The sequence below is a fragment of the Bacteroides sp. genome (genome assembly GCA_036351255.1).
Classification (GTDB): domain Bacteria; phylum Bacteroidota; class Bacteroidia; order Bacteroidales; family UBA7960; genus UBA7960.
Map to the genome: position 1 here is coordinate 1 of JAZBOS010000129.1, position 24004 is coordinate 24004.

At 48.7% G+C, this 24004-nt stretch carries 17 protein-coding genes; 11 read left to right on the top strand and 6 right to left on the bottom strand.

The window, feature by feature from the left end; genetic code table 11:
- The 11 genes from V2I46_12825 to V2I46_12875 form a co-directional block, all read left to right on the top strand.
- The coding region (locus tag V2I46_12825) for a sodium:solute symporter (protein MEE4178381.1) at positions 1 to 1309 on the top strand (1309 nt) is incomplete at its 5' end.
- Between the two features lie 299 nt (positions 1310 to 1608).
- On the top strand, positions 1609 to 2865 hold the full coding sequence (locus V2I46_12830; GenBank protein ID MEE4178382.1) for a KamA family radical SAM protein: 1257 nt from the start codon (positions 1609 to 1611) through the stop codon (positions 2863 to 2865).
- Between the two features lie 89 nt (positions 2866 to 2954).
- Positions 2955 to 4694, top strand: a complete 1740-nt coding sequence (locus V2I46_12835) for a hypothetical protein (GenBank protein ID MEE4178383.1) — start codon at positions 2955 to 2957, stop codon at positions 4692 to 4694.
- 134 nt (positions 4695 to 4828) lie between these two features.
- On the top strand, positions 4829 to 5815 hold the full coding sequence (locus tag V2I46_12840; GenBank protein ID MEE4178384.1) for a hypothetical protein: 987 nt from the start codon (positions 4829 to 4831) through the stop codon (positions 5813 to 5815).
- A 58-nt stretch (positions 5816 to 5873) separates the two neighbouring features.
- Positions 5874 to 6581 (top strand): c-type cytochrome domain-containing protein, encoded by a 708-nt coding sequence (locus V2I46_12845; GenBank protein ID MEE4178385.1) that lies wholly within the window; start codon positions 5874 to 5876, stop codon positions 6579 to 6581.
- Positions 6562 to 6960 (top strand): cytochrome c, encoded by a 399-nt coding sequence (locus V2I46_12850; GenBank protein ID MEE4178386.1) that lies wholly within the window; start codon positions 6562 to 6564, stop codon positions 6958 to 6960. The genes V2I46_12845 and V2I46_12850 overlap by 20 nt, the downstream gene beginning before the upstream one ends.
- Positions 6961 to 6988: 28 nt before the next feature.
- Complete coding sequence (locus tag V2I46_12855) at positions 6989 to 7423, top strand: hypothetical protein (GenBank protein MEE4178387.1); 435 nt, start codon at positions 6989 to 6991, stop codon at positions 7421 to 7423.
- Positions 7424 to 7455: 32 nt separating this feature from the next.
- On the top strand, positions 7456 to 8007 hold the full coding sequence (locus V2I46_12860) for a YceI family protein (protein MEE4178388.1): 552 nt from the start codon (positions 7456 to 7458) through the stop codon (positions 8005 to 8007).
- A gap of 2 nt (positions 8008 to 8009) precedes the next feature.
- Positions 8010 to 8897 (top strand): DUF5777 family beta-barrel protein, encoded by an 888-nt coding sequence (locus V2I46_12865; protein ID MEE4178389.1) that lies wholly within the window; start codon positions 8010 to 8012, stop codon positions 8895 to 8897.
- 2 nt (positions 8898 to 8899) lie between these two features.
- Positions 8900 to 9922, top strand: coding sequence for a hypothetical protein (locus tag V2I46_12870; protein ID MEE4178390.1), 1023 nt, complete (start codon positions 8900 to 8902; stop codon positions 9920 to 9922).
- Positions 9903 to 10397: a GNAT family N-acetyltransferase gene (locus tag V2I46_12875; protein ID MEE4178391.1), complete on the top strand. Its 495-nt coding sequence runs from the start codon at positions 9903 to 9905 to the stop codon at positions 10395 to 10397. Before V2I46_12870 ends, V2I46_12875 begins: the two co-directional genes overlap by 20 nt.
- A gap of 338 nt (positions 10398 to 10735) precedes the next feature.
- On the opposite strand, the gene V2I46_12880 is transcribed toward V2I46_12875, so the two are convergent.
- The 6 genes from V2I46_12880 to V2I46_12905 all read right to left on the bottom strand — a co-directional run.
- A complete protein-coding gene (locus V2I46_12880; GenBank protein MEE4178392.1) occupies positions 10736 to 12484 on the bottom strand; it encodes a M14 family metallopeptidase in 1749 nt (582 codons plus the stop codon).
- Between the two features lie 149 nt (positions 12485 to 12633).
- A complete protein-coding gene (locus V2I46_12885) occupies positions 12634 to 14742 on the bottom strand; it encodes a hypothetical protein (protein ID MEE4178393.1) in 2109 nt (702 codons plus the stop codon).
- Positions 14743 to 15141: 399 nt separating this feature from the next.
- Entirely contained in the window at positions 15142 to 18201 is a 3060-nt protein-coding gene (locus V2I46_12890) for a tail fiber domain-containing protein (protein MEE4178394.1), read from the bottom strand.
- Between the two features lie 211 nt (positions 18202 to 18412).
- Positions 18413 to 20863, bottom strand: a complete 2451-nt coding sequence (locus V2I46_12895; protein ID MEE4178395.1) for a tail fiber domain-containing protein — start codon at positions 20861 to 20863, stop codon at positions 18413 to 18415.
- Between the two features lie 255 nt (positions 20864 to 21118).
- Positions 21119 to 22066: a hypothetical protein gene (locus V2I46_12900; protein MEE4178396.1), complete on the bottom strand. Its 948-nt coding sequence runs from the start codon at positions 22064 to 22066 to the stop codon at positions 21119 to 21121.
- A gap of 306 nt (positions 22067 to 22372) precedes the next feature.
- Positions 22373 to 24004 (bottom strand): tail fiber domain-containing protein (locus V2I46_12905; GenBank protein MEE4178397.1); only part of this gene is annotated, 1632 nt, incomplete at its 5' end.

Below are 24004 nucleotides of genomic sequence, written 5' to 3' on the forward strand. Positions count from 1 at the left end.
AGGCGCTTCCCTTTCAGGGGTAACCTTTATGTCGGTTCCTGGCTTAGTGAAAGATGAGCAATTTTCATACATGGTCCTTGTGTTGGGTTACCTGGTAGGTTATGTTGTAATTGCTTTTGTGTTATTACCATTGTACTATCGATTAAACTTAACCACCATTTATTCTTACTTGGAGGAACGTTTTGGTATGGCCTCCTATAAGACCGGTTCATTTTATTTTATACTTTCCCGGCTGATAGGAGCTTCTTTCAGGATGTTTCTCGTCGTAAATGTTTTGCAACTTTTTGTTTTTGATGCCTGGGGAATTCCTATGTGGTTTACTGTGGCCCTGTTCATGTTGCTGATCCTTTTATACACCTTTAAAGGGGGTATTAAAACCATTGTCTGGACCGATACCTTGCAGACGACCTTTATGATAACTGCCGTTATTATAACCATTATTATTGTTGCCAAAGCGCTTGGTATGAACTTCAGTGAGCTCATTTCAACCGTCCGGCAGGAGGGGTACACCAAAATGATTATTAATGACTATACGGATCCCCGTTTTTTTCTGAAACAGTTTTTTGCAGGGATATTTATTACTATTGTGATGACAGGCCTGGACCAGGATATGATGCAGAAGAACCTTAGCTGCCGAAATCTTAAGGATGCCAGGAAAAATGTGCTCACCTTCGGGATTATTCTGATCCCTGTTAATCTATTGTTCCTTTTTCTGGGCGCAGTATTATGGCTTTACGCCAATGCCCACGGAGTTACTTTTTTTCAGACCTCTGATGAGTTGTTTCCAACACTTGCCTTACAGCACCTGGGTTTGGTGGCCGGTTTGACCTTTTTCTTTGGCCTGATCTCAGCCGCTTATTCCAGTGCTGATGGAACCCTTACTGCCCTGACAACCACTTTCACTATTGATTTTCTTGGCCTGAAGCGTAAGCCCGGAATCACAGAGGAACATATCCGGAAAACCCGCTATTTAGTGCATATTGGTTTTGCAATTCTTGTAATGCTGATTATCCTGGGATACGGGGCCATTAACAATGAAGCTCTTATTTCCAAACTGTTTACTATTGCCGGATACACCTATGGGCCTTTGCTCGGGCTGTTTTTTTTCGGATTATATACAAAATTTCGGGTTAGGGATCGCTGGGTGCCTGTTGTAGCCATCCTTTCACCTGTCCTGAGTTATTTAATTTCTCTGAACTCCCAACGCCTGCTTTGGGGTTACAAATTTGGGTTTGAGATTCTAATCGTAAATGGTTTAATCACCTTTCTTGGTCTGCTGATTCTGTCCAAAAGAACAGCCAAAGATTAAATTCCTATCTTGGTCATTTCCAAATGATAATTTTTTTGAGGCTTAAAGTTCCCCTCAAAGCATTCATAATAGAATTTTGCCAAAGTTCTAAAAAAATATTTTATAATATGTTGATATATAGTCATATAAAAATAAGAATTTTTTTTTGCAAAAAAGTATCGACATGTATTCTGTATCTGAAAATGATTTAATTTTGTGGTGATTTTCAGGCTTTGGAATACTTCTGAGTTATCAGGGTTTTCAAGGATTTGAGAAATAAATGGCCTTAAAAAAACTAAAAACGCTCATTAAGAAATTAAATGAAAGCTTCCGAGCTTAACCGGGGGCCCCTGCTTGAAAGCAAGGAGGCCTCCATGGCCAATGAGACCGATGAACCTCCCAGCGGTTTATCCATTTCGAAGCCTGTTTTAAATACCTCTCCAGGTAGAACGGTAATTTCTGACCGTTCATTACGATTTCTTCGACATTTTTTCCCGGGTACCAGCCTAAAGGACTGGAGCAGTTGGCAGTGGCAGGTAAGAAATAGCTTCACCAGCCTTACAGCCCTTTCCAGAATAATGAACTTGGGAGAGAATGAAATCAAACCCCGCCCAGGGGTAAATGACAGTTTGCCATTGCGCATTACGCCCTATTATGCAAGCTTGCTCGATTGCAGTGACCCTGATCAGGCAATCCGGCGAACCGTTGTACCTGTATTTGATGAGTTTCTTGTCAGCCCCGGGGAAGCCTCTGATCCACTTTCAGAGGGGCATGACAGCCCTGTTCCCAATCTGGTTCACCGTTATCCTGATCGTGTTCTTTTCCTTTCCACAGGTTTTTGCTCCGCCTATTGCCGCTATTGTACGCGTTCGCATATGGTGGCGTCCGAAAAATGCCACGTGGGGCCTGCTGCCTGGCAGCAAGCCTTCCAGTATATCCGTGAGCATCCAGAGATCAGGGATGTCCTTATCTCCGGTGGAGATGTGTTAACCTTACCCGATGGTCATATTGAATATCTGCTGGCGTCCATAAGGGCAATCCCTCACGTTGAGATCATCAGGCTGGGGACAAAAGTTCCTGTGGTATTGCCTCAACGCATTACAAAAGCCCTTACTTCGATTCTCAGGAAGTATCATCCTATATTTATGAGCATCCATTTTACCCATCCTGATGAACTGACCCCAGAAGTCTCCCAGGCTTGCAACCGGCTGGCTGATGCGGGCATTCCCCTGGGGAGTCAAACTGTGCTGCTTAAGGGCATTAACGATGAGGTGATAACCATGCGGAAGCTTATGCAAGGTTTGCTGAAAATCAGGGTGCGGCCATATTACCTGTATCAGTGCGACCCGATCCTTGGCTCAGCGCATTTCCGCACCAGCGTCGAAAAAGGTTTGGAGATCATTGATGGCCTGAGGGGACATACCTCGGGCTACGCTGTACCCCATTATGTCATCGATGCGCCTGGTGGGGGAGGGAAGATTCCTTTGCTGCCTGATTATTTTCAGGGTAAAGAGAATGGACAAGTAATCCTGAGAAACTATGAAGGCAAACGGTTCTTTTATCCGAATATACTTTAATAGTTGAAATTGTGTTGGGCAAAAGTTGTTTAACTGATTTTGCTTAGTATTATCCAGACATTTCATCAGAAACCACAAAATCAGCTGTTATGTTCCGAATCCGAAGGGTTACCGATGACCTCTATCCCATGAATCGCCTGGCCGTTGAGCAGGTGAAGGAAATCATGCGGAGCCAGTTTTCTGCCGTTAAGGAAGAAAAGGTTCAGGCAATTTCCGAGCAACTACAAAACCCGCTAAAGTACCGTTTCCGTGCAACACTCTTTGTGGCCGAAAACAACAGTGGAAAAGTGAAGGGTTTCGCTTTACTGATGTATGCACCTGACAGGGCATTCTGTTTCCTTGATTTCATTGCCACCCGCAAGGAAGATGCCCCCGGGGGTATTGGGAGTGCCCTTTATGAGCGTTGCCGTGAAGAGGCAATCCTTCTGAAGGTCAAAGGGATCTTTATGGAATGCCTGCCCGATGACCAAGCCCTTTGCAATGAGGATGAACTCATTGCGCAAAATGCTGCCCGCCTTAAGTTTTATGAACGATTTGGTGCGAGGCCAATTTTGAATACCCTTTATGAAACCCCTGTTAAAGAAGGTAACACATGCCCACCCTATATGGTGTTCGATCCCCTGGATAAGCAAAACCTGCCTTCAGCAAAGTATCTTAAGTCAGTGGTGGATGCTATTCTTAACCGGAAGTATGGGGATTATTGCCCCAAGGAGTATATTTCTAAGGTGCTTGATTCTATTGTTGATGACCCAATTCAGCTGAGGCCTTTCAAATATTTCCGTGAGCCAGTGAACCGCTTTTTCAATGCTCCTTTTCATCAAGGGAAACCGGTTCCGCTTGTGTATAATGAACATCATGCAATTCATCATGTCAAAGAACGTGGCTATGTGGAGGCTCCTGTTAGGATTAGTTCTGTGTTAAAGGCGTTTGAAGGTACAGGTTTGGTAAGAACCTTGCCCGCCCAGTTTTTCCCGGAAAAACATATCCGCCAGGTGCACAACCCTGACCTGGTGGATTTTCTGAAAGAGGCAAGTGCGGCAACGCCTGAAGGACGCTCCATATATCCCTACATCTTTCCAATCCGAAACCCTGACCGGAAGCCCCGGGACCTGGAGATTCAGACAGGGTATTATTGTATAGATACCTTCACACCGATTCATCGGAATGTATGGGAGGCGGCAAGGGGGGCAGTGGATTGTGCCCTGACTTGTGCAGGCGAACTCCTGAATGGTGAGCCCCTTGCTTACGCATTGGTGCGCCCCCCCGGGCACCATGCTGAAACCCGCGTTTACGGAGGGTTCTGTTATCTCAATACTGCTGCCATCGCTGCAAATTACCTAAGCCAATACGGTAAAGTGGCCATTCTGGATGTGGATTATCACCATGGGAATGGTCAACAGGAAATCTTTTACAAGCGCAGCGATGTAATGACCCTTAGTTTGCATGGCCATCCTTCCACGACCTACCCATATTTCTCAGGCTATCGAAAAGAAAAGGGAGAAGGGGATGGTCTTGGCTTTAATCATAACTTTCCCCTTGAAGAAGGCATAAAAACCCAGGAATACCGAATGGTGCTTTCTGATGCGCTCCGCCTTGTGGAGAAATTTGAACCTGCCTTCCTGGTGGTCGCTTTCGGTATTGATACTGCAAAAGGTGACCCAACTGGATCTTTCAATTTTACATCCAAAGACTTCGAAAAGAACGGCCGGATGATTGGCAGCCTGCACATCCCTGCACTGGTGGTCCAGGAGGGAGGTTACCTCAACAGAACACTAGGCCCAAATGCCCAGCACTTTATCAAGGGCATTCACGATACGGTCTGGAACTAAGGCCTATTGTATGGAATGTACAACTTGAATTTCTTTTTTAAGGATGCAGAATGATTTCTTAAGAGATCTATTCTTGCAACCAGACTCTTGGGTTATTGATTGATTTTTTCCTCTTAATTAATTCTGGTAAATCTGTGTTTATAGGTTTTACTTACGATCTAAAAGATGATTACCTGGCCGAAGGATTCAGCGAGGAGGCGGCTGCTGAATTTGATGTGCCTGAAACCATTCAGGGTATCAGTGATGCCCTTGAAAGCCTTGGCCACCGAGTGGTACGCATTGGAAACGTTAAGGCATTGCTAAACCGTCTGCATCAGGGTGAACGCTGGGACCTTGTATTCAATATTTGTGAAGGCGTGCTGGGTAATGGCAGAGAAGCACAGGTGCCCGCCATCCTCGATATTTTTGATATCCCTTATGTCTTTTCCGATGCCCTGGTACTTGCCCTGACCCTCCATAAAGGGATGACCAAGCGCCTGATCCGCGACCTGGGCATACCAACTGCCCCTTTTGCCGTTGTGGAAATGGCAGCCGATATCCCAAGGGTTGATCTTCCCTATCCCTTGTTTGTTAAGCCTGTTTCTGAGGGCACCGGCAAGGGCATTGGACCAGATTCAAAGGTGAAGAACTTTGCTGAGCTGAAAGTCGTTTGCCTCGATCGCCTGGAGCGCTTCAGGCAGCCAGTGCTGGTAGAGACTTTCCTTCCCGGAAGGGAAATCACCGTGGGAGTCATAGGAAATGCTGAAAATGCAAAAGTCATTGGGATGATGGAAGTTATTTACAATCAGCATGAAAACACGGGTATTTATTCCTACCACAACAAGGCCCATTACGAGGATTACATTGAATACGTGGTCCCTGAAAGGGAACTTTATGACAAATGCAGCGAAGTGGCGCTTGCAGCCTGGCGTGGATTGGGTTGCCGCGATGGGGGGAGGGTAGACCTTCGCCTTGACCAGTATGGTGTTCCCAATTTCATGGAGGTGAACCCCCTTGCCGGTCTGAATCCTGTTCACAGCGACCTTCCTATCCTGGCAGCCCAGGCAGGAATCTCTTTCATTGATCTGATAAAATCTATTCTGGATGCTGCTAAACAGAGGATTTTTTTGAGAAGCTTTTAATTTTTTTGCATTTCTTAGCCTATTATGGCTAAATTTATGGTGTCTTTTCCCATGGCTTATGAAAAACTTCCTTTTTTTGCTTGTTTTTTTCTTGGGCGCAGTCATAGTTTCCATTCATTCTTGTAAGCATGAACCTATTGTGGTTGATGATGACGATGATGATCCAATTTTGAATGAATGCCATCCCGACACGATTTATTTTAGCCGCGATTTACTCCCCATACTAGCCAATAGCTGTGCCCGTTCCGGATGTCACGATGCCACAACACAGGCGGATGGTGTTCGGCTTACAGATTACGCCTCTGTTGTTGCTACTGCAGATGTTCGTCCTGGAAATCCCGGCGGAAGTGACTTGTATGAGGTCCTTATTGAAACGGATCTGGAAAAACGGATGCCTCCTCCGCCAAACGCACCCCTTACATCTGAACAAATTCAGATGTTTTTTACCTGGATTATGCAGGGAGCGCAAGACCTGACCTGCAATGAAGGTGAATGCGACCTGGAAAATGTAACGTTTTCCCAAACTGTTTTTCCCATTTTGCAAAACAATGCTTGTGTGGGTTGCCATAGTGGAGCTTCACCCTCAGGTGGAGTACTTCTGGATAATTATGATGCGGTTGCAACGGCAGCTAATTCAGGAAGGCTTATGGGAGCCATTAGGCATCTTTCGGGTTATATACCCATGCCCCCTTCAGGAAATCAGATTAGCCAGTGTCATATTGACCAAATCCAAAAATGGATTGACAATGGAATACCAAATAATTAAGTCTTCAAAGTTCAGAAACCTGCCGGGAATTCTTCCGGCAATTTTCTTTTTACTGCTTTTTTCTGGCTGCTATTACGACAGCGAAGAGTACTTATATCCCGGCAATACCCCTTGCGATACAGAAAATGTCACCTACCAGGGTTTTGTGGCAGGCTTAATGCAATCCCATTGCAATAGTTGCCATAACGCCTCTAACCCTTCAGGCAATGTGATGACTGATACTTACAACAACCTTATGGTCATCGTGAATAACGGGAAATTGAATGGAGCCATAAACCATCTGTCAGGTTTTTCACCCATGCCTAAGGGAGGAAATAAACTCCCCGATTGCGATCTTCAGAAGATTGCAGCCTGGATTGAAGCAGGAAGCCCGCAATAGAAAAATAACCCTTAAAAAAATTAGCATGATGAGCAAATTATTTAAAATACTTTCAGGCCTTCTTTTGGTAGGACTGATTGCAGGTCTTGCAGTCTACTTTTTTGTGTATAACAAACCCCATGTAAATTATGAGAAAGCAAAACCTGAAATGAGCATTTCTGGTGAAACTTTATATATGGACTATTTGCAGGATGAAGAATCCGCAAACCAGACCTATACCGGTAAAGTTGTTCAAATTGATGGTGTCCTTTATGGAACGGAAACAGCAGGTGAACTGACCATTGCAATGTTTTCATTCGGCGAGGGTATGTTCGGACCGGAAGGCGTCCGTTGTACCATGCTCGAAAACCATGCCGCCACCATCAGTGAGGTGGGTGATGGAACTCAACTCACCATCAAAGGATATGTTACCGGATTTAACGGAACCGATGTGATCATGGAAAACTGCTCCATCGTGGATTAATTCTTTTTTTGTTTAACCAATTTTGATGCTTTATGAAAAAAAATCAAATGCTAATCGCCTTCCTGTTATTGTTAATGAGTACGAGTCTTATGGCTCAGCCTTATATCACCCGCAACGGTTATATCCGGTTCTATTCGGAAGCTCCGCTCGAGAATATTGAAGCCGTCAATCGCCAGGTGAACAGTGCCCTGAACCCAACTACCGGTGAGTTTGTGTTCCGGGTGCTTATGCGCTCTTTTAATTTTGAAAAGGCCCTGATGCAGGAACATTTCAATGAGAATTATGTGGAATCGCATAAATATCCCAATGCGTCTTTCCAGGGTAAAGTGGTGAACATCAGTGAGGTGAATTTCTCTGAACCAGGCGTTTATAACGTGAAGGTTGAGGGCAGTCTTACTATTAAGGATGTCACCCGGGAGGTTCTGGAAACAGGCACCATTGAAGTGAAAGCCGATGAGGTCATTGGCAAGAGTGTGTTCATTATTAAGCTGGCTGATTACAACATCAGCATTCCTTCGGCTGTGGCCAATAATATTTCGGAAACCATTGAAATTACCGTTGAAGTTGCACTGAAAAAAAGCTGATCATGCGACCCAGATTTTCGCTGATAATTGGAATACTGCTCCTTTCCTTCGTTTTCGAGGGAAAGGGGCAGGATTTGATGGACCTATTCGGGGAGGAAGAACCCGTAACCGAATATGCCTTCGCCACCTTTAAAACAACCCGGATTGTCAATGGACAATCCATTGAAAATCCTCCGCACGGGGAGTTGAAGTTTGTGATCAGTCACCACTTTGGGCGGCTGAACGAAGGGGCTTACAACTTCTTCGGCCTCGATCAGTCAACCATTCGCCTTGGACTGGAATATGGGCTGACTGAAAGGCTTACCCTTTCGGTTGGCAGAAGCTCATTCGAAAAAACCTTCGATGGTTTTGCCAAGTATAAGATCCTGCGGCAAAGCAGCGGTGCTAAGACCATGCCCATTTCCTTGTCAGCTTTCTCGGGAATCTATTTAAACTCCCTTGAGTGGCGTTATCCCGACAGGGAAAATTATTTCACTTCACGCCTGTCGTATGTTTACCAGATTCTCATTGCCCGAAAATTTTCCAATTTCCTTTCGTTGCAATTAACCCCAACAATGATCCATAAGAACCTTGTGGAGAAAATTGCCGATCCGAATGATATCTTTGCCATGGGTGCCGGGGGAAGGGTTCGCCTGACCAATCGCATCACCTTTAATGCCGAATATTACTACCTTATTACCGAGAAAACCGCTCAGGATTTCAACAACATGCTTTCCCTGGGATTTGACCTTGAAACCGGGGGGCATATATTTCAGTTGCACTTTACCAACGCCCGCCCCATGTTCGAACGGGCATTTATAACCGAAACCACCGGTGATTGGCTAAAAGGCGACATTTATTTTGGATTTAACATCGTCAGGGTCTTTACCATCCGAAAACCTGAGCTGTAATAATGGATAAAATTGACTTCCCTAAACCCCCTGTCCTGATTTTCCACAGCCCCTTACCAGACAATGCCCCGCCCGATGAACTTGATGTATTGGATGAAGTTGAATTTTTTAAGGCGGGCTTGAATACATTGGGCTATCAGGCAATGGTGATCCCTTTCCCCTATGCATTGACTGAACTTCAGGAAAACCTGGAATTATTCAACCCTCCTTTTGTGGTCAACCTGGTGGAGACCCTCTTTGGAAACGGACGTCTGGTCCATATGGCACCTTTCCTGTTTGAACATTTTAACGTGCCATTTACCGGCTGTTCGGCCGATGCCACCTATATCACCACCAACAAAATTCTTGCCAAAGACATCATGTTTCAGGCTGAAATTCCAACAGCCGGCTATTATTCATTTGATGCTTTAAATAAGCTGAAGGAGGTTGCACCAGGCCAGTGGATCGTGAAATCAAACTGGGAGCACGCCTCCTTTGGACTGGATGAAAACGAGAAACTGTTGTTCACCTCCCGGCAGGAAATCCTGGACCGTTTGAAAAGGGAAAAGCACCCTGAACATTTCTTTGCCGAGCAATACATTCACGGGCGCGAATTCAACCTTTCCATCCTGGGGGGCAGGCATAATCCGGTGGTACTTCCCCCTGCCGAAATCCGCTTTACTTACCCCGAGGGCAAGCCACGCATCGTCGGCTATAAGGCCAAATGGCACGAGGACTCTTTTGAATACGCCAATACAAATCGAAGCTTTGATTTCCCAGCCGAAGACCTCCCGCTCTTGGAAGAACTGAAAAATATCTGCTATCGCTGCTGGGAGGTCTTTGGCCTCAGTGGATATGCAAGGGTCGATTTCCGCGTGGATGAGGCCGGGAATATCTTCGTGCTCGAAATCAATGCCAACCCCTGTATTTCAGCTGATTCAGGTTTTGTTGCTGCGGCAAACAGGGCAGGGTTTTCACAAAAGGAATTGGTGGAGCAGATTATTGGTGCAGTAAACAGTAAGCAATATGATGACCAAAAACAATGAATTTACTATTCGCCGGGAGGTGGTTGAAAGCGATCTGGAAACCGTTCGTTCCATTATAGATTCCTCGGGCTTTTTCCGAAAGGATGAAGTGGAAGTAGCCGTTGAATTGGCTGGGGAGGCATTGGAAAAAGGGGATGCCAGTGGTTATCATTTCCTGTTTGCTGAAATGGATGGACAAACACTGGGATTTGCCTGTTTTGGGCCGATTCCATGCACAATTGGTAGTTTTGACCTCTATTGGATTGCTGTTCATCAGGATTCCAGGGGAAAGGGCATAGGACTAAGCCTGCTGAAAGAAACAGAAGCTTTGGTCAAACAGATGAATGGGCGCAAGATCTATATCGAAACCTCTACCATGCCCAAATACGACCCCACCCGCGGCTTTTACCTTTCGGCAGGATATGAAGAGGCCGCCCGCTTCAGCGACTTCTACGATCTGGGCGACGGGAAGGTTGTCTTTGAAAAAAACGTTTAAGGTTCAAAGTCTGATGTTCAAGATTTAGCCTAAACGCTTGAATAACCTTACGATTGTTTCCCGGACTTTTTATTTTTTATCCCTTCCATATACATTAACCCCCTAAAATATGGTCCAAGGTCTCACTTTGGTCGTGTCCACTTGAACCACACACGAGCATGGTACGAGCATGGTACGGAGAAGGTTTTATGTTTTTAGATAAAGAGATAGATTTTAAAAATATATTTTCATGTACAAATAGAGGAGAGTCAGGGAACTAGTTTTTGTTCTATACCCCTGAATAATAAATTGTTATAATAAAAATATTACTGAAACCCTCCTTTTGACAAGCTTGCCAATTATCTCATAATCCTGCCGACAGGGTAAACATTATGAGCCGGGTCGTAGTAAGGGGATTGCTCGTAAAACCAGTTGAGGATTTCCCGCGGGTTTGCTGCGAAGGCAGCATCACTGGCTTTCATTTCTTCAAATCTGACTCTTAGACCGGGATCCTCATCAAGCATCTGGCGGGCAATGGCTTCCATGGCGTAGCTTTCAAAATATTCGGTGCGCTGAAAGATTGCATTGAAAAAACCCCAGGCAGCAAAAGAGGAGGGTGCATCTGGCTCGAGGGCGTGGGCCACCATTCGGGCGCCCGGCTGGTTCATGGGGACGATGACCGATCCAGCAGGGAAATGGCGGGTTTCGGTTACTGGTAAAGCCGTGAACCTGGCCATTTGGCGCCCTTCGTTGACCGAATTGGCCAGTCTGACATCCCTGAACCGGTAGGACTCAACTTCCATTACGGTATCCTTCTCAATCCGCTGCATTTCAATGCCCTGCCAGGAAAGCCTTTCAATCACATCATACCATTGCACAGGTATGATGTAAGCCTCGGGCAAAATCACGCTTACTGCGGGTTCTTGTTTGTAAAACCAGGGGATTTGAAAAGTCAATGGTTTATCGCTTTCATAAATGAACCATTCTCCGCCGCTCAGATCGCTGGGGATCTTTTCATACTCAACGCCTTTGAAGTCAACCATCACACTGTCAGTGCCCGTCCGAAAATTAAGGTGAAAGGGTTGTTTCCTGAATTCCGGGGAAGCAGTAAAAGCATCGGCCCTGGCAACCAGTTCGCGGAAAGTATCGTGGTCACGATGAAGCATTTCCATCGTGTGGAGGATGCTGTAATAGGTGGCTTCCACCCTGATGTGATAGGGTTTCAGCATATGGGTTTCAAGCAGCAGCCCGGGGCGGTTTCGCTGGGCAGCGAAACCATTCGACAGGGCAGGAGGGGAGGTGCGCGACATCAGGCCGCTGCGTGGGTCGTGCCAGTTGCGGTAGGTCACGTAGGGGAAAGTGGGATAGCCACTGGCTTCCATGCGCTGCTCCCATTCGGGAAGGAATTCTTGCGCACACCAGTCCGTAAGGCCTTGTTCCATCCCACCAAAGATCTCAATGATATAGGTCATCGGGTACTGGTAATCGCCCCCGTTGGTGGCGTGGGTGTCGAGGTAAAAATCGGGCTGCCATTGGTTCCAGAGTTCCAGGAAATGCTGCATCTCCCGAGTGTCGGCTTTCAGGAAGTCGCGGTTGAGGTTCAGGTTGCGGGCGTTGGTGCGCCAGCCCATTTCTTCGGGACCGTTCTGGTTGATGCGGTTATAGGGACCGAAACGTTCATTGCCATCCACGTTGAAAATTGGAATGAACAACAGGGTGATGTTTTCCAGGAGCTCCTGGTATTTGCCATCGATCACAATATCCCGCAAAAGCATCAGTCCCGCATCCTTGCCGCAAGGCTCACCCGGGTGAATGGCAGCCTGGACCAGCAAGACCAGGTTTCCGCTGGCTTTCACCGTTTCAGGGGTGAAATTGCCATGCTTGTCAAGGATCAGCAAAGGCAAGTCTCGCAACTGGTGACTCTGCCCAAAAGTGGTGTATTGAAGCATGGGCGAAGCCTCTGCCAATCGCTTGCTGTATTCAACCGTTTCGGCATAGCGGGGGGTCTGGTTCTTGTCGTGGGCTTCGTACCAGGTCTGCCAGTTATTGCTGGCCAAAGCGTTAAGACCCAGAGCTACGATCAGAAAGGAAAGCAGGAGGTTTTTCATAGATCTCATTGGAAATTGGGAAAAAACTGGACCCGGCAAAAATACGAAAAAAGAAATAGCCCGGCAGGGGATTGCTGCCGGGCTTTTTTTTTATTAAATCTTAAACATTATGAATGCGCCTTATTTAAATTAAGTGAACATTTCCAAGGTTAGGGTGCAAAAACCACGAAACTGAAATTATTTGCCTGTCCCTCATTTCCTGCGTGGCTCATGAAGTTAACCACAAAAGTATTGCCCGTGTATGTAACTCTTGGATAAGAATTATAGGTCCCTCCTGGGGTTACCAGGGCAATGAAAGAACTTGTAGCAACACCCGAAATGGTAACAATATAATTGTAAGTGCCAGTTGAACCTGTTCTGGAAGAACTGACATTGCTTGTGGATATTGCCTCATTCAATTGTCCAAGCTGGTTGACATACCCAAAGGCAACGGGAACGATGTTTTTATCGGCACCGGTTATTGGGGTGGAAATATCTCCGTCATCTTCGATGGTCAGCCGGGTATTGTTTCCACTGGTTTTTATAGCTACATCGCCTTCATCGCTCCTTAAATTCAAGGTATTACCGCTAACCCAAAGGATGCCTTTTCTGACTCCGGAATTATAAAAGGCAAGCCAGAAACTGGCGGTTGAAGATTCCAGGCCGAGGACTTCTGATCCGGTGGTTTTCACAAGGAGGCGCGCAATGGAAGTATTGTTGGCGCCCCCAATGCCTACATTGCCGGCATCAAAGTAAATATTGCTTCCATTGGAAAGCCAGGGGGAAGGGGTCGGGGTCTGCCAGGAAGCATAGCCGTTGACATCGGAAGTCAAGACTTTCCCTGTCCCCTGTGTCCCATCGGCGATATGGATGGGCCCGACAAAAGTTGCAGCCGTGCCATTGGGGGCCTGGAACCTGGCAGCTGTTCCCCCGGTTGAACTCAGGTTTTCCGCAAACAAGGTGGCATAAGTGCTGGAAGTGTTTGAGGTATAAATGCCGATATTGGATACCCCGAAAACCTGTAATTGCCTGAAGGAGGTTCCCGGATCACCGCCAATGCCTACTTTTCCAGAATTATAAAAGATGTTGTCGCCATTGACCTGCCAGGGGCTTGAGGCCGGGGTTTGCCAGGAGGAAAAACCATTGGCGTCGGAAGTCAGGATTTTCCCTGCTCCCTGTGTGCCATCCAGGATTCGGATCCTGTCTCTGAAATCAGCGGCAGGCCCGGTTCCATCGTTTTGGGCATACAGGGTGGCATAAACGTCACTGTTGTTTATGCCGGCAATTGCCTGGTAGTTCTCAGTATGCACCTGGAACTGGCGCTGGTCTCCCCCCGGAATGGTGCCAATTCCGACCTTTCCTGCACTGAAGAAAATATCAGAACCCGATATCAGCCAAGGGCCGGTGACCGGGGTTTGCCAGAGCACCCCACTGGCATCTCGCGTCAAAACCTGTCCGCTGGTGCCTGAAGTGTTGTTGTAGTCGAACAGATGCCCCCTCAAACGAAAGGTTCCGCTGACATCCAGAAGTTGGGTAGGCGTATTGGTTCCAATGCCGACATATCCTCCAAGGGGGTTCAGGGACAAGGGGTCAGCTTCGACTTGGTTATAGCCGGCCTGGATCCATCCGGTATATGGGGATACTTCCATTTTGCCGATATCGATGGCTTCATAAGCCTGGTTTCGAAGGCTTAGTAACCCAACCGAAGTGGACCCGGGGATTGCCGGATTGCTTCCAACCCCTCCCACGCTGAGTTTTGCAGGAGGATCAGACAGTCCAATACCCACGTTCCCTAGGCGGCTGATGGGGTCTTCCGGATTGGCATTCCCAATCCAGGTGGGGTCCCTCTCAAAAGTCTTCATCGCGTATCCTGTGCTGGCAAAATGGATGCGCGGGCTCATCTCGGCTTCACCGTCAATCTGGATGGCAAGCCAGAGGGTTTCGCCGTCGATAAAAAGGTCGGGGTGTATCGGGTTCATTGAACCCAGCCTCACCTGGAATAATCCATCGATCACTTCCACTGCGGATTGGGTCTCTGACCATACAGGGGTTCCCCCTGCTTCCACATTGAAAAACTTAAAGGCAATGCTCAGGGTGCCGTTTACAGGGCTTCCCAGGGCATCTTGCAATCGACCCTGGAAATCGATGGCATCAGGCACAATGGAGAGTTTCTCAAGAGTCACATCCTGCTGGACTCGCTGGTTTTCCCTGGGCCTGTCCTGGCCCAGCACGCCGCTGCTCAATACCAGGGCAAGGGCGATGATCATTAGGGTTTTCATAAGTTTAAGTTTTTATTGTTGTCATTCCTGCCTGCCGGCAGGCAGGGTTGTCGTTGTTGTCATTGTTGTTCCGCTGGCCAGCGGATTGTAAGGTTTCAGAGCTTGTCCACTAACCAGCGGATTTCAGGTTTGGAGTTTGGGGTTCAGGGTTTTAGAAAATCAAAAATCAAAAATCGTTAATCTGAAATCGTGTGGCAGGTGAATGGTCATTAGTCATTGGGGAGATTTTTGTGTCAATTTGTGTTTTCATTTGTGTGTTTTTGTGGACCGTCTTTTCTCCACAAATGGCCAAAATGTTAAGTTCCACAAATGTTCACAAATGGCTTTTAGCCCTTGGCTTTAAGCTTTTGGCAAAATCTGCTCATTTGCTAATTCTCACATTCTCTCACCTCTCATCTCTCATCTCTCGCTCAAGCTTTCCATCGCTCTTTCCAGCCGTTCGAGGCGGGCATTGAGTTCCAGGTTTTGTTGTTCCAGCAGGTCAATTTTGTCCTGTTGTGTCTGCATGGCTTCCACGAGCACGGCTGAAAGCTCGGCATAGTATATCCCCTTGTATCCGTCCACGGGGTTGGTGAATACCAGTTCGGGGATGACCTGCTCAAATTCCTGGGCGATAAAGCCGATGCTGCGTGCCTGTGCCGGGTCATTTTTCCAGGAGAAACTTACTCCGCGAAGCTGCAGGATCTTGGCAAGCCCATCGCTGAGGGTTTCAATGTTTTCCTTCAAGCGGATGTCGGAAGCACCGGTAATCAGGGTCCCATCAGCCGTGCGATAGACCGTGCCAGCCGAGGTTCCGGTGGTCATGCCCCTGACCCTGAGGGTGCCGTTGACGTCCAGGCTTTGGGTTGGCGCATCGGTGCCTATGCCCACCCGCATCCCGGCAGGCTCCAGGACCAGGTATCCCGCATCGGTGCTGATCCTGCCATGGCTGCCATCGTGTGTAAGACTCAGGAGTTTCCCCCAGTTTTCGGTAGCAGGGCCATGGATATTCAGCCTGGCTGCATAAGTTCTGGTGTTGCCATACTGGGAATAGATTCCAAAAATCTCCTCCGACAGATCATCGCCCCCAATAAAGTGGATGTTATTGTTTGTGAATTGGATGCCGGGCCGGTCATTGCTGCCATTGGAATCGTGGATGATCAGGTTGGGGCCTGCATTGGCTGCAACCTCCAGTTTTGCCCTGGCATTGTCGGTCCCAATTCCCACATTGCCTCCCGAAAAAGTAAATCTGTTTGCATCAAAAAAGGTCATTCCCCTGGTGTGTTCTCCCCTAATGTAATGGTTCGAATCCCCAAACCTGATTTCCCCGTAATCGCCAGTAGCGGCCCATTGGTTGGGCTCAATGAACAATACTGCATTTCCGGGAGCACTTCCCTTGATATGAACCCTTTGGGAGGGAACAGAGGTTCCGAATCCTGCATTATCCCTGACAAAGAATTTCCCGGAACTGAAATAGCCTGAGAAACCGTCGGGAGAGTTAACGGTACCATAAATCCCGCAAGTAAAGCCACTCAACGCAGTAGCTTCACCCCACACGCCAAATCCGCTGGTCGATGAAGATTGTCCTTTTACCCCGATGTTTGATCCCAGGGTTGCATAAGCATGGCCAAGAACCCCGATTCCTGAAGTTGATGCAGAAAAACCTTTTACCCCTGAAGCCTCACCGGTCGAAGCAGCAGCATTTCCCTGGACGCCTGCACCGCTTGTTCCATAGACGACCCCCCAGACGCCTCTGCCCCCGGCTTGTAATTCAGAGGATGATACGCCTTTTAGGCCAACCACATCGGAATGGATTCCGCCATCAGAGCTATTTGTAGCTTCAATCAATGCGCCCTTATAAATAGCCAATGTATCAATGATGGGTAAAAGATTGCCCAGGGGCTGCCAGGAGGCCAGTCCATTGGCATCGGAAGTCAGCACCTTGCCCTCAGCAGGGCTGCCTCCGGTAATTTTCACCTGTCCATTCACTTCCAGCTTAGCAGAGGGATTTTCTGTTCCAATGCCGGTATTCCCGCTCACATAAAAACGCCCTCCCAAAAAATAACCAGAGTATCCAACACCATTTTGAGCGTGTCCTTTGATTGCGATTGGGTTTCCTGAAGTGGATAAGGTCCTTCCAAGAATAGCTATTCCTCCAGAAGACTGGGCTTCGCCCAGGATACCAATGCTTGCCCCGGTGCCTGAACTTGCCTTTCCGTGGATGCCTATGCCTTCATCAGAGTTAGAACCACCAAAAATTCCAGTTGTTTGGCCAGTAGAGGAAAAACTATAACCTGAAATTGAAACTCCAGCATTGGACATAACACTGGAATTAATCCCCGTAACATTTCCAGTGTAGCCAGGAGAATAAAGATAAATACCGGTTCCAGACCCATCGGCTCCTCCTGAATAATTTATACTTAAGGCATAATCAGAGTTAGAGCAAGAGCCTTCGAAAGGCAATGTAAAGCCTTGGGGTGTTTGCCAGGAAGCCAGTCCTGAAGCATCGGAGGTCAGGACCTTACCAGCCCCCTGGCTCCCATCCTGAAGGGTCAATCCCGTGGCCCTGAATGATCCAATGACATCCAGTTTATATGCAGGGTTGAGAGTTCCAATCCCGGTATTCCCACTCACATAAAACCTTCCCCCTTCAAAATACCCGGAATATCCGTCGGGAGAAGCAACCAATCCCCTGATGCCCCTGGTATTGCCGCTTGCATAACCCGCAATGCCGCTGACCCCCGTTCCTGTGGGACCTTCAGCAACCCCATAAACCCCAAATGAAGTTCCTGTAAGAGAATTTGTAATATTCCTGCCGTACACCCCTGAACCATTGATGGCCTGCGACTGTCCCGTGACGCCTGAGGCTGTTCCTTCATTCGAGAATGCGGCTCCAACAAGGCCGGAGCCAAGATTGGAATATACATCTCCCCTGACACCATACAAAGATAAGGTTGGGGAGGTCGATCTACTGATCCCATAGATTCCACTTCCAGAGGTGTCGTTGTTGACTATTTTAAAAATGGCGTTGGCAGCCGAACCTTCTCCTGCGTAAGGCAAGGTTAAACCTCCTTCGGCGGCCTGTATCGCATAGCCCACGCTCGAGATCTTCATTCGGGGGCTCATCTCGGCTTCGGCACCCACTTGGATGCCCAGCCATCGGTCCGATCCGCTGAAATGGCTGGCATTAAAGGGCGTGACATCACCCAGCTTCACCTGGAACAGGCCATCGGTGACCTGCACCGATTTCGTCTCCGTCCACAGGGCCGTGCCCCCCGAACCCACATCATACAGGGAGAATTTGATGCTCAGGGTGGCGTTCACCGGGCTGCCGCCATGGTCGTGCAGCCGCCCCTGGAAATCGATGGTCGCGGGCACTGCAGTGGCCTTGTCGGTGGTTTCTGCACTGGTGGCCACTTCCTGGGCCAGGCCGCCGATGCTCAGCATCAGAGCAAGGGCGAGGATGATAAGGGTTTTCATAGGGTTAGATTTTAGGGGTTGTCATTCCTGCCTGCCGGCAGGCTGGGTTAATCGTAAATCAAAAGGTTTCAGGTTTCAGGTTTCGGGTCTTGCTCCATGCCAATAGTGGCTTTTGGCCATTGGCTGTTGGCTTTTGGCAAAATCTGCTAATCCTCAAATCTGCTAATCCTCTCATTATCAAATTACCATATCATCACATCATCACATGCTCTCACTTCTCAACAAGGCCTTCCAGCGCTCTTTCCAGCCTTTCCAGGCGAGCATTGAGTTGTTCATTTTCAGCCTTCAGGCTTTTTATTATTTCCTGTTGTTCCTTGGTGGATTCAACAAGCAGGGCGGTAATTTCTTCATAGTTTATCCCCTTGTAGCCATCGTTTTGATTCGTAATAACGAGCTCGGGGATAACCTGCTCAAATTCTTGTGCAATAAATCCAAAGTGCCTCCCCATTCCCGGTGCTTCTTTCCAGGAAAAGGAAACCCCCTGCAATTCCATAACTTTTTCCAGGCTATTTTGAAGCGGAAGGATGTTTTCTTTCAGGCGGGCGTCAGAAGTACTCAAAATCAGGTTGCCATTGGAATCGGCATACACCCCGGTAAATACGGTACCGCTTGTCGTGCCTCTGATACGAACGGTTCCGTTTACATCCAGCTTTTGGGTTGGGCTGGTGGTGCCAATGCCAACCCTGGTGTTGATGATGTTCAAAACGGGCGAGCTGTTAGGGGTATCGTAAAGGGTGAATAAATTGGACCCATCGCCCCAAAGATCAAAGCCAATGGCAAATTTCTCGGTAGAGCCTTTCCAGAAGGTGATTTTTTGGGTATGCGCCGTACCGGCCGTTTTTGACAACCTGATTTGAGGGATTCCACTTTCAGCTATATCCAGGTTAACTGTGGGATTGTATGCATTGATCCCGACATTTCCGTCCACAAAAAACCGGCCGCCATTAAAATAACCCGAATATCCACTGGGAGAATTAACAAAGGAAGCAACCCCATAAGTCGTCCCTGAACTTGAGGTTGCATACCCCATGACGGCATGGCCCCCGGAAGATTCTGTTTTTCCGTAGACCCCGTAAGTGGGTCCTGATGGGCTCACCGAATAGCCATAAATCCCTGTACCATAGTTTGAAGATGAATATCCAAATACGCCAAAGGTGTTTCCTGTTGCTGAAGTTGCAGTGCCATAAACCCCTGTCCCCTCTGAAGATGCTGAACCCCCATACACCCCATAAGTGATCCCGGAAGCTGAAGAGGCAGTCCCATAAACGCCATAGGCCCTGTTTGAAGATTGTGCCGAACCCACCACCCCATAAGTAAAACCTGTTTGGTGGGTTGCAACGCCATAGATTCCCCTTCCATCGTAAGCATCCGACCGTCCATAGATGCCCATGGCAACATTGTCTGTAGCGGTAGCGTGGCCGGTGATGGCCACCACCTGGTTGGTGCCCGGATTGGATACCTTGAAAGCGGCCGATCCAATTTCTGTGGTGAGGGCACTGCCTTCAAAAGGCAGGTTCAGCCCACTGGGCGGGATTTCCTGCCAGGAGGCAAGCCCCCCGGCATCCGAAGTGAGTACCTTCCCCAGGCCGGGTCCTCCCCCGGTAATTCTGATCTGGCCTGCCACTTCCAGCATTGCGCCCGGGTTTGTGGTTCCAATCCCCACGTAGCCTGTTGGCGTTATCCGGAGGCGCTCCAGCTGGTTGGTATAGAGCTTGAGGGGCTTATCGGATCTCCAGCCGTAGATATAGTCTTCATAGGTGTCGCTGCCAAAGGAGACGCCCAGCACCCCGTTGACCCTGGTGCCCAGTTCAGCGCCCGTATATCCTCCCTCCAGGTAGCCTTCCACCAGGATGACCCCGAAGTTCGCAGGATTATCCACGGCCCCTTTCACGTGGAGCCGGGATAGAGGTTCAATAGTGCCAATACCCACATTACCTTCCGGCGAAATCCTCATTCGCTCGGTTTGGCTGGTATAAATTTTTAATGGCTTGTCATTCCTAAAGCCGAAGAGGTAGTCTTCGTTGCTGTCGCTGCCAAAGGAAGCGGCAAAATTTCCATTGATTCTTGCACGAAATTCAGCTCCGGTATAACCGGATTCTTTAATCCCTTCAACAGTTACTACGCCATAGTTATCCGGGGAAGGTGCTCCAACCACATGCAGGTCGAATTCAGGGACATCAACCCCAATCCCGACTCTTCCCATTCGTCCCACGGGTCCGGTGGCAGCGGCATTGCCTTGCCAGGTGGGGTCGGTCTCCAGGGCCTGCATCGCATAACCCACGCTGGAGATTTTCGTCCGAGGACTCATTTCGGCTTCTGTACCCACCTTTATGCCCAGCCACCGGTCAGCCCCGCTGAAATGGGTTTGGGAAAAGGGCGTGACCTCGCCCAGCTTTACCTGGAACAGCCCGTCAGTCACCTGCACCGACTTTGTCTCCGTCCACAGGGCCGTGCCTCCTGAACCTATGTCATACAGGGAGAATTTTATGCTCAGGGTGGCGTTCACCGGGCTGCCGCCACTGTCGTACAGCCGTCCCTGGAAATCGATGGTCGCGGGCACTGCCGTGGCCTTGTCGGGGGTTTCTTCGCTTGTGGCCAATTCCTGGGCCAGCAGGCTGCTGCTCAGCATTAGAGCAAGGGCGAAAAGGATGGGGGTTTTCATTGGTTCAAGGTTTAAGGTTCAAGGTCCTACTCCCACTTTGGAGGGGGTTGGGGGGGAGGTTCCCGGAAAATTTTTGTCATTTTTGTCATTGTTGTCAGGTCAATGGTCATTAGTCATTGGGGAGATTTTTGTGTCAGTTTGTGTTCGTCATTTGTGTGAATTTGTGGAAAGGATTTTTCTCCACAAATGTTCACAAATACAGCTTTCTTCGGTTTTCTATTGACTCACCACTCACTTCTCACCACTCCCTTCTCCTTACTGCGGAACCGAGCTTCCAATCCCGCTATTCGGATTCCAGATGTTGTTCTTATCCTGGGTCTGAACCTGTCCGTTGAGGTCGAAGTCGCCTGCCCGGTAGCCGCTGAGGCCCGACTGGGGGTTCCAGATGTTGTTCTTGTCCTGGGTCTGGATCTGGCCATTGCCGTCGCCATCGCCGCCAAACATCCCGTAGAGGCCGTTGGGCAGGAGCTTATGGCCGTTGAGGTATGCTGCCTTGTCCTCTCGTGCAAAGGCCATTTTGAGTGCCTGGGTGAAGTCGTAGGAGTAGCTTCCATCGGCATAAATCAGTGCTCCGGCAGAGAGCACCCCCAGGTGGTTGCGGTGACGCACCACCACGTAGAGTTCGTTCTCGACCGTCAGCCCGTGCAGCGAAGGCAGGGTCACGCCATCGGTTTCGGTGATGCTGCCGTCGCTTTTCAGCAGGAGTGCTTTGGGCCAGCCCTCCACTATGGTGGCAGCAGTGGCTTGAGCAGGTGCGGGGGCGTCGCGCAGTTCAACCAGTACCCAGTCGACGACTCCTGCCGGGGGAGTGGAAAAGGCTTCGGTGCCTGCATAATTCCAGGGCGCCTGGTTGTAGGGCTGGCTCAGGGGCAGGTAGCCGCTGGTGTTGAGGTTGGTGTTCATAACTGGGGTGGTGGGGCTTGCAGGCCCTTCAAGGAAAACCTTCAGGCTCAGCAGTCCGGGAGGAAAGGGAACAGTAAGGGTTCCCAGGTAATAGCCGGGCAAAAGCCGATAGCTGGTGCTGATGGCTTCCTGTCCTGAAAGGCCGCCCACCACGCTGCCCTGCAGGGTGTAGCTGGCCGAGGCGGGGGCAGCGGCAGGATTGGAACCCGTCGAAAAGGTGTACTGCCGCAGGGTGTACGACTGGGCAGAAAGACCGATGCTTAGCATCAAGGCAAAGGCGAAAAGGATCGGAGTCTTCATTGGTTCAAGGTTTAAGGTTCGGGGTTAGGGGTTTGAGGTTCAATGTTTAAGGTTCAAGGTTCAAGGTTACTGCCCGGACTCCCCCTTTGGAGGGGGTTGGGGGGAGGTTCTTTGAAAATTGTTGTCAATGTTGTCAATGTTGTCAGGTCAATGATTATTAGTCATTGGGGAGATTCTTTGTGTCATTTTGTGTTTTTCATTTGTGTGAATTTGTGGACAGGATTTCTCTCCACAAATGGCACAAATGTTAAGTTCCACAAATGTTCACAAATCAGGGTTTTCATCTTCTTTCTCATTACTCATCTCTCACTTCTCAACAAGGTTTTCCAGCGTCCTTTCCAGTCGCTCAAATCGGGAGTTAAGCTCTCCGATTTCTGCCTGCTGCTCTTTAAGGGCTTCCAGCAGAAGGACGCTGAGTTTATCGTAGGCAATGGATTTAAAGCCATTGGGGTCAGTCGATACCAGTTGGGGGAAGATCTTCTCCACCTCCTGGGCGATCAGGCCGATCTGGGGGTCGGTGGAGAAGCCCATTTCGGGGAATTCCTCGGTTCTCAAGAAATAATTTACGGCCTTCAATTCCATCACCAGTGGCAACACCTGGTTCATCGGGCTGATGTCTTTTTTCCAGCGGATATCCGATCCGGTCCAGGCCCCAGCACTGCAATAGGCAGTTCCATAAACCGTTAGCTTATATCCAGGATTTGTTGCTCCAATACCGAAATTTCCTGCATTATTAAAATAGTTGTTTCCATATCCTGAAATTAAAACCGTTGTTTCCGGGGTAGTAGCGTCATATACGTGAATTGCCCCATAGGAGAAACCTGCTTCACCCGATTGCCGGATTATTACTTTTGGTCTGTCATCCGAATCATAAAACCCTGCAATTCCGTAACTTCCATTGGTATGCGATTTTACTTCAAGGCGATAGACCGGGTCGATGGTGCCAATGCCCACGTTGCCGTTTTTAAGTACCGTCAGGGCATTTCTTTTGTCTGAACCTGATGTTCCGATACCTATTTCAAAAATGGGGTCGGTTGCAACCCAGGTGGAAGGATTTCCTCCACCGATATTATAACTTCCTACAGCAACAGAGGTGAGGCTTGAAGCAGTTGCACCATCGCCTATTGCAGTAGAATTTACTCCTGAAGCAAGGGAACTTCTTCCCATTGCGATTGAGTAATAACCCGAAGCTGTGGAAAAATATCCCATTGCTGTGGAAAGGTTTCCTGAAGCAGTTGTTTCAAATCCCGTTGCAAAAGAATAATTTCCTACATTCCCTTGGTCCCACTGGTTTAAGCTAACCCGTCCAGCCCTGAAAGCCGCTTTATCGGAATACCACATCATCCGTGTACCAGCCCCGGATACCGGGGGTGCCCCGGGGGATGTGGACTTATATTCACCAACAAAAACCACATTGCCTTCCCCCGTGCCTGTGCCTTCTGTGTGGAGCAGGGCGGTGGGGTTTGTTGTATTGATCCCTACACGTCCATTTTTAATATTGAACACGGGTCCATGCAGATTGGTGTCGTACAGGGTAAATAAATCATCTCCTTCACCCCAGAGATCATATCCTATGGCAAATTTTTCCGTTTCATTTTTCCAGAAGGTGATTTTTTGGACATAATCTCCTCCTGCTGAAACATTCGTTAAACGAATATGCGGAATACCGGTGGAAGCCACTTCCAGCGGGGCTTGAGGGCTTAATGTTCCTATTCCAACGAAGCCAGTTCTGCCGATGGAGCCAATAGGGCCCAAATCGCCTTCCCAGGTCGGGTCAGTCTCCAGGGCCTGCATCGCATAGCCCACGCTGGAGATCTTGGTGCGGGGACTCATTTCGGCCCCTGCGCCCACCTGGATGCCGATCCAGCGGTCCGCACCGCTGAAATGGGTTTGGCTAAAGGGGGTGATCTCGCTCAGCTTCACCTGGAACAAGCCATC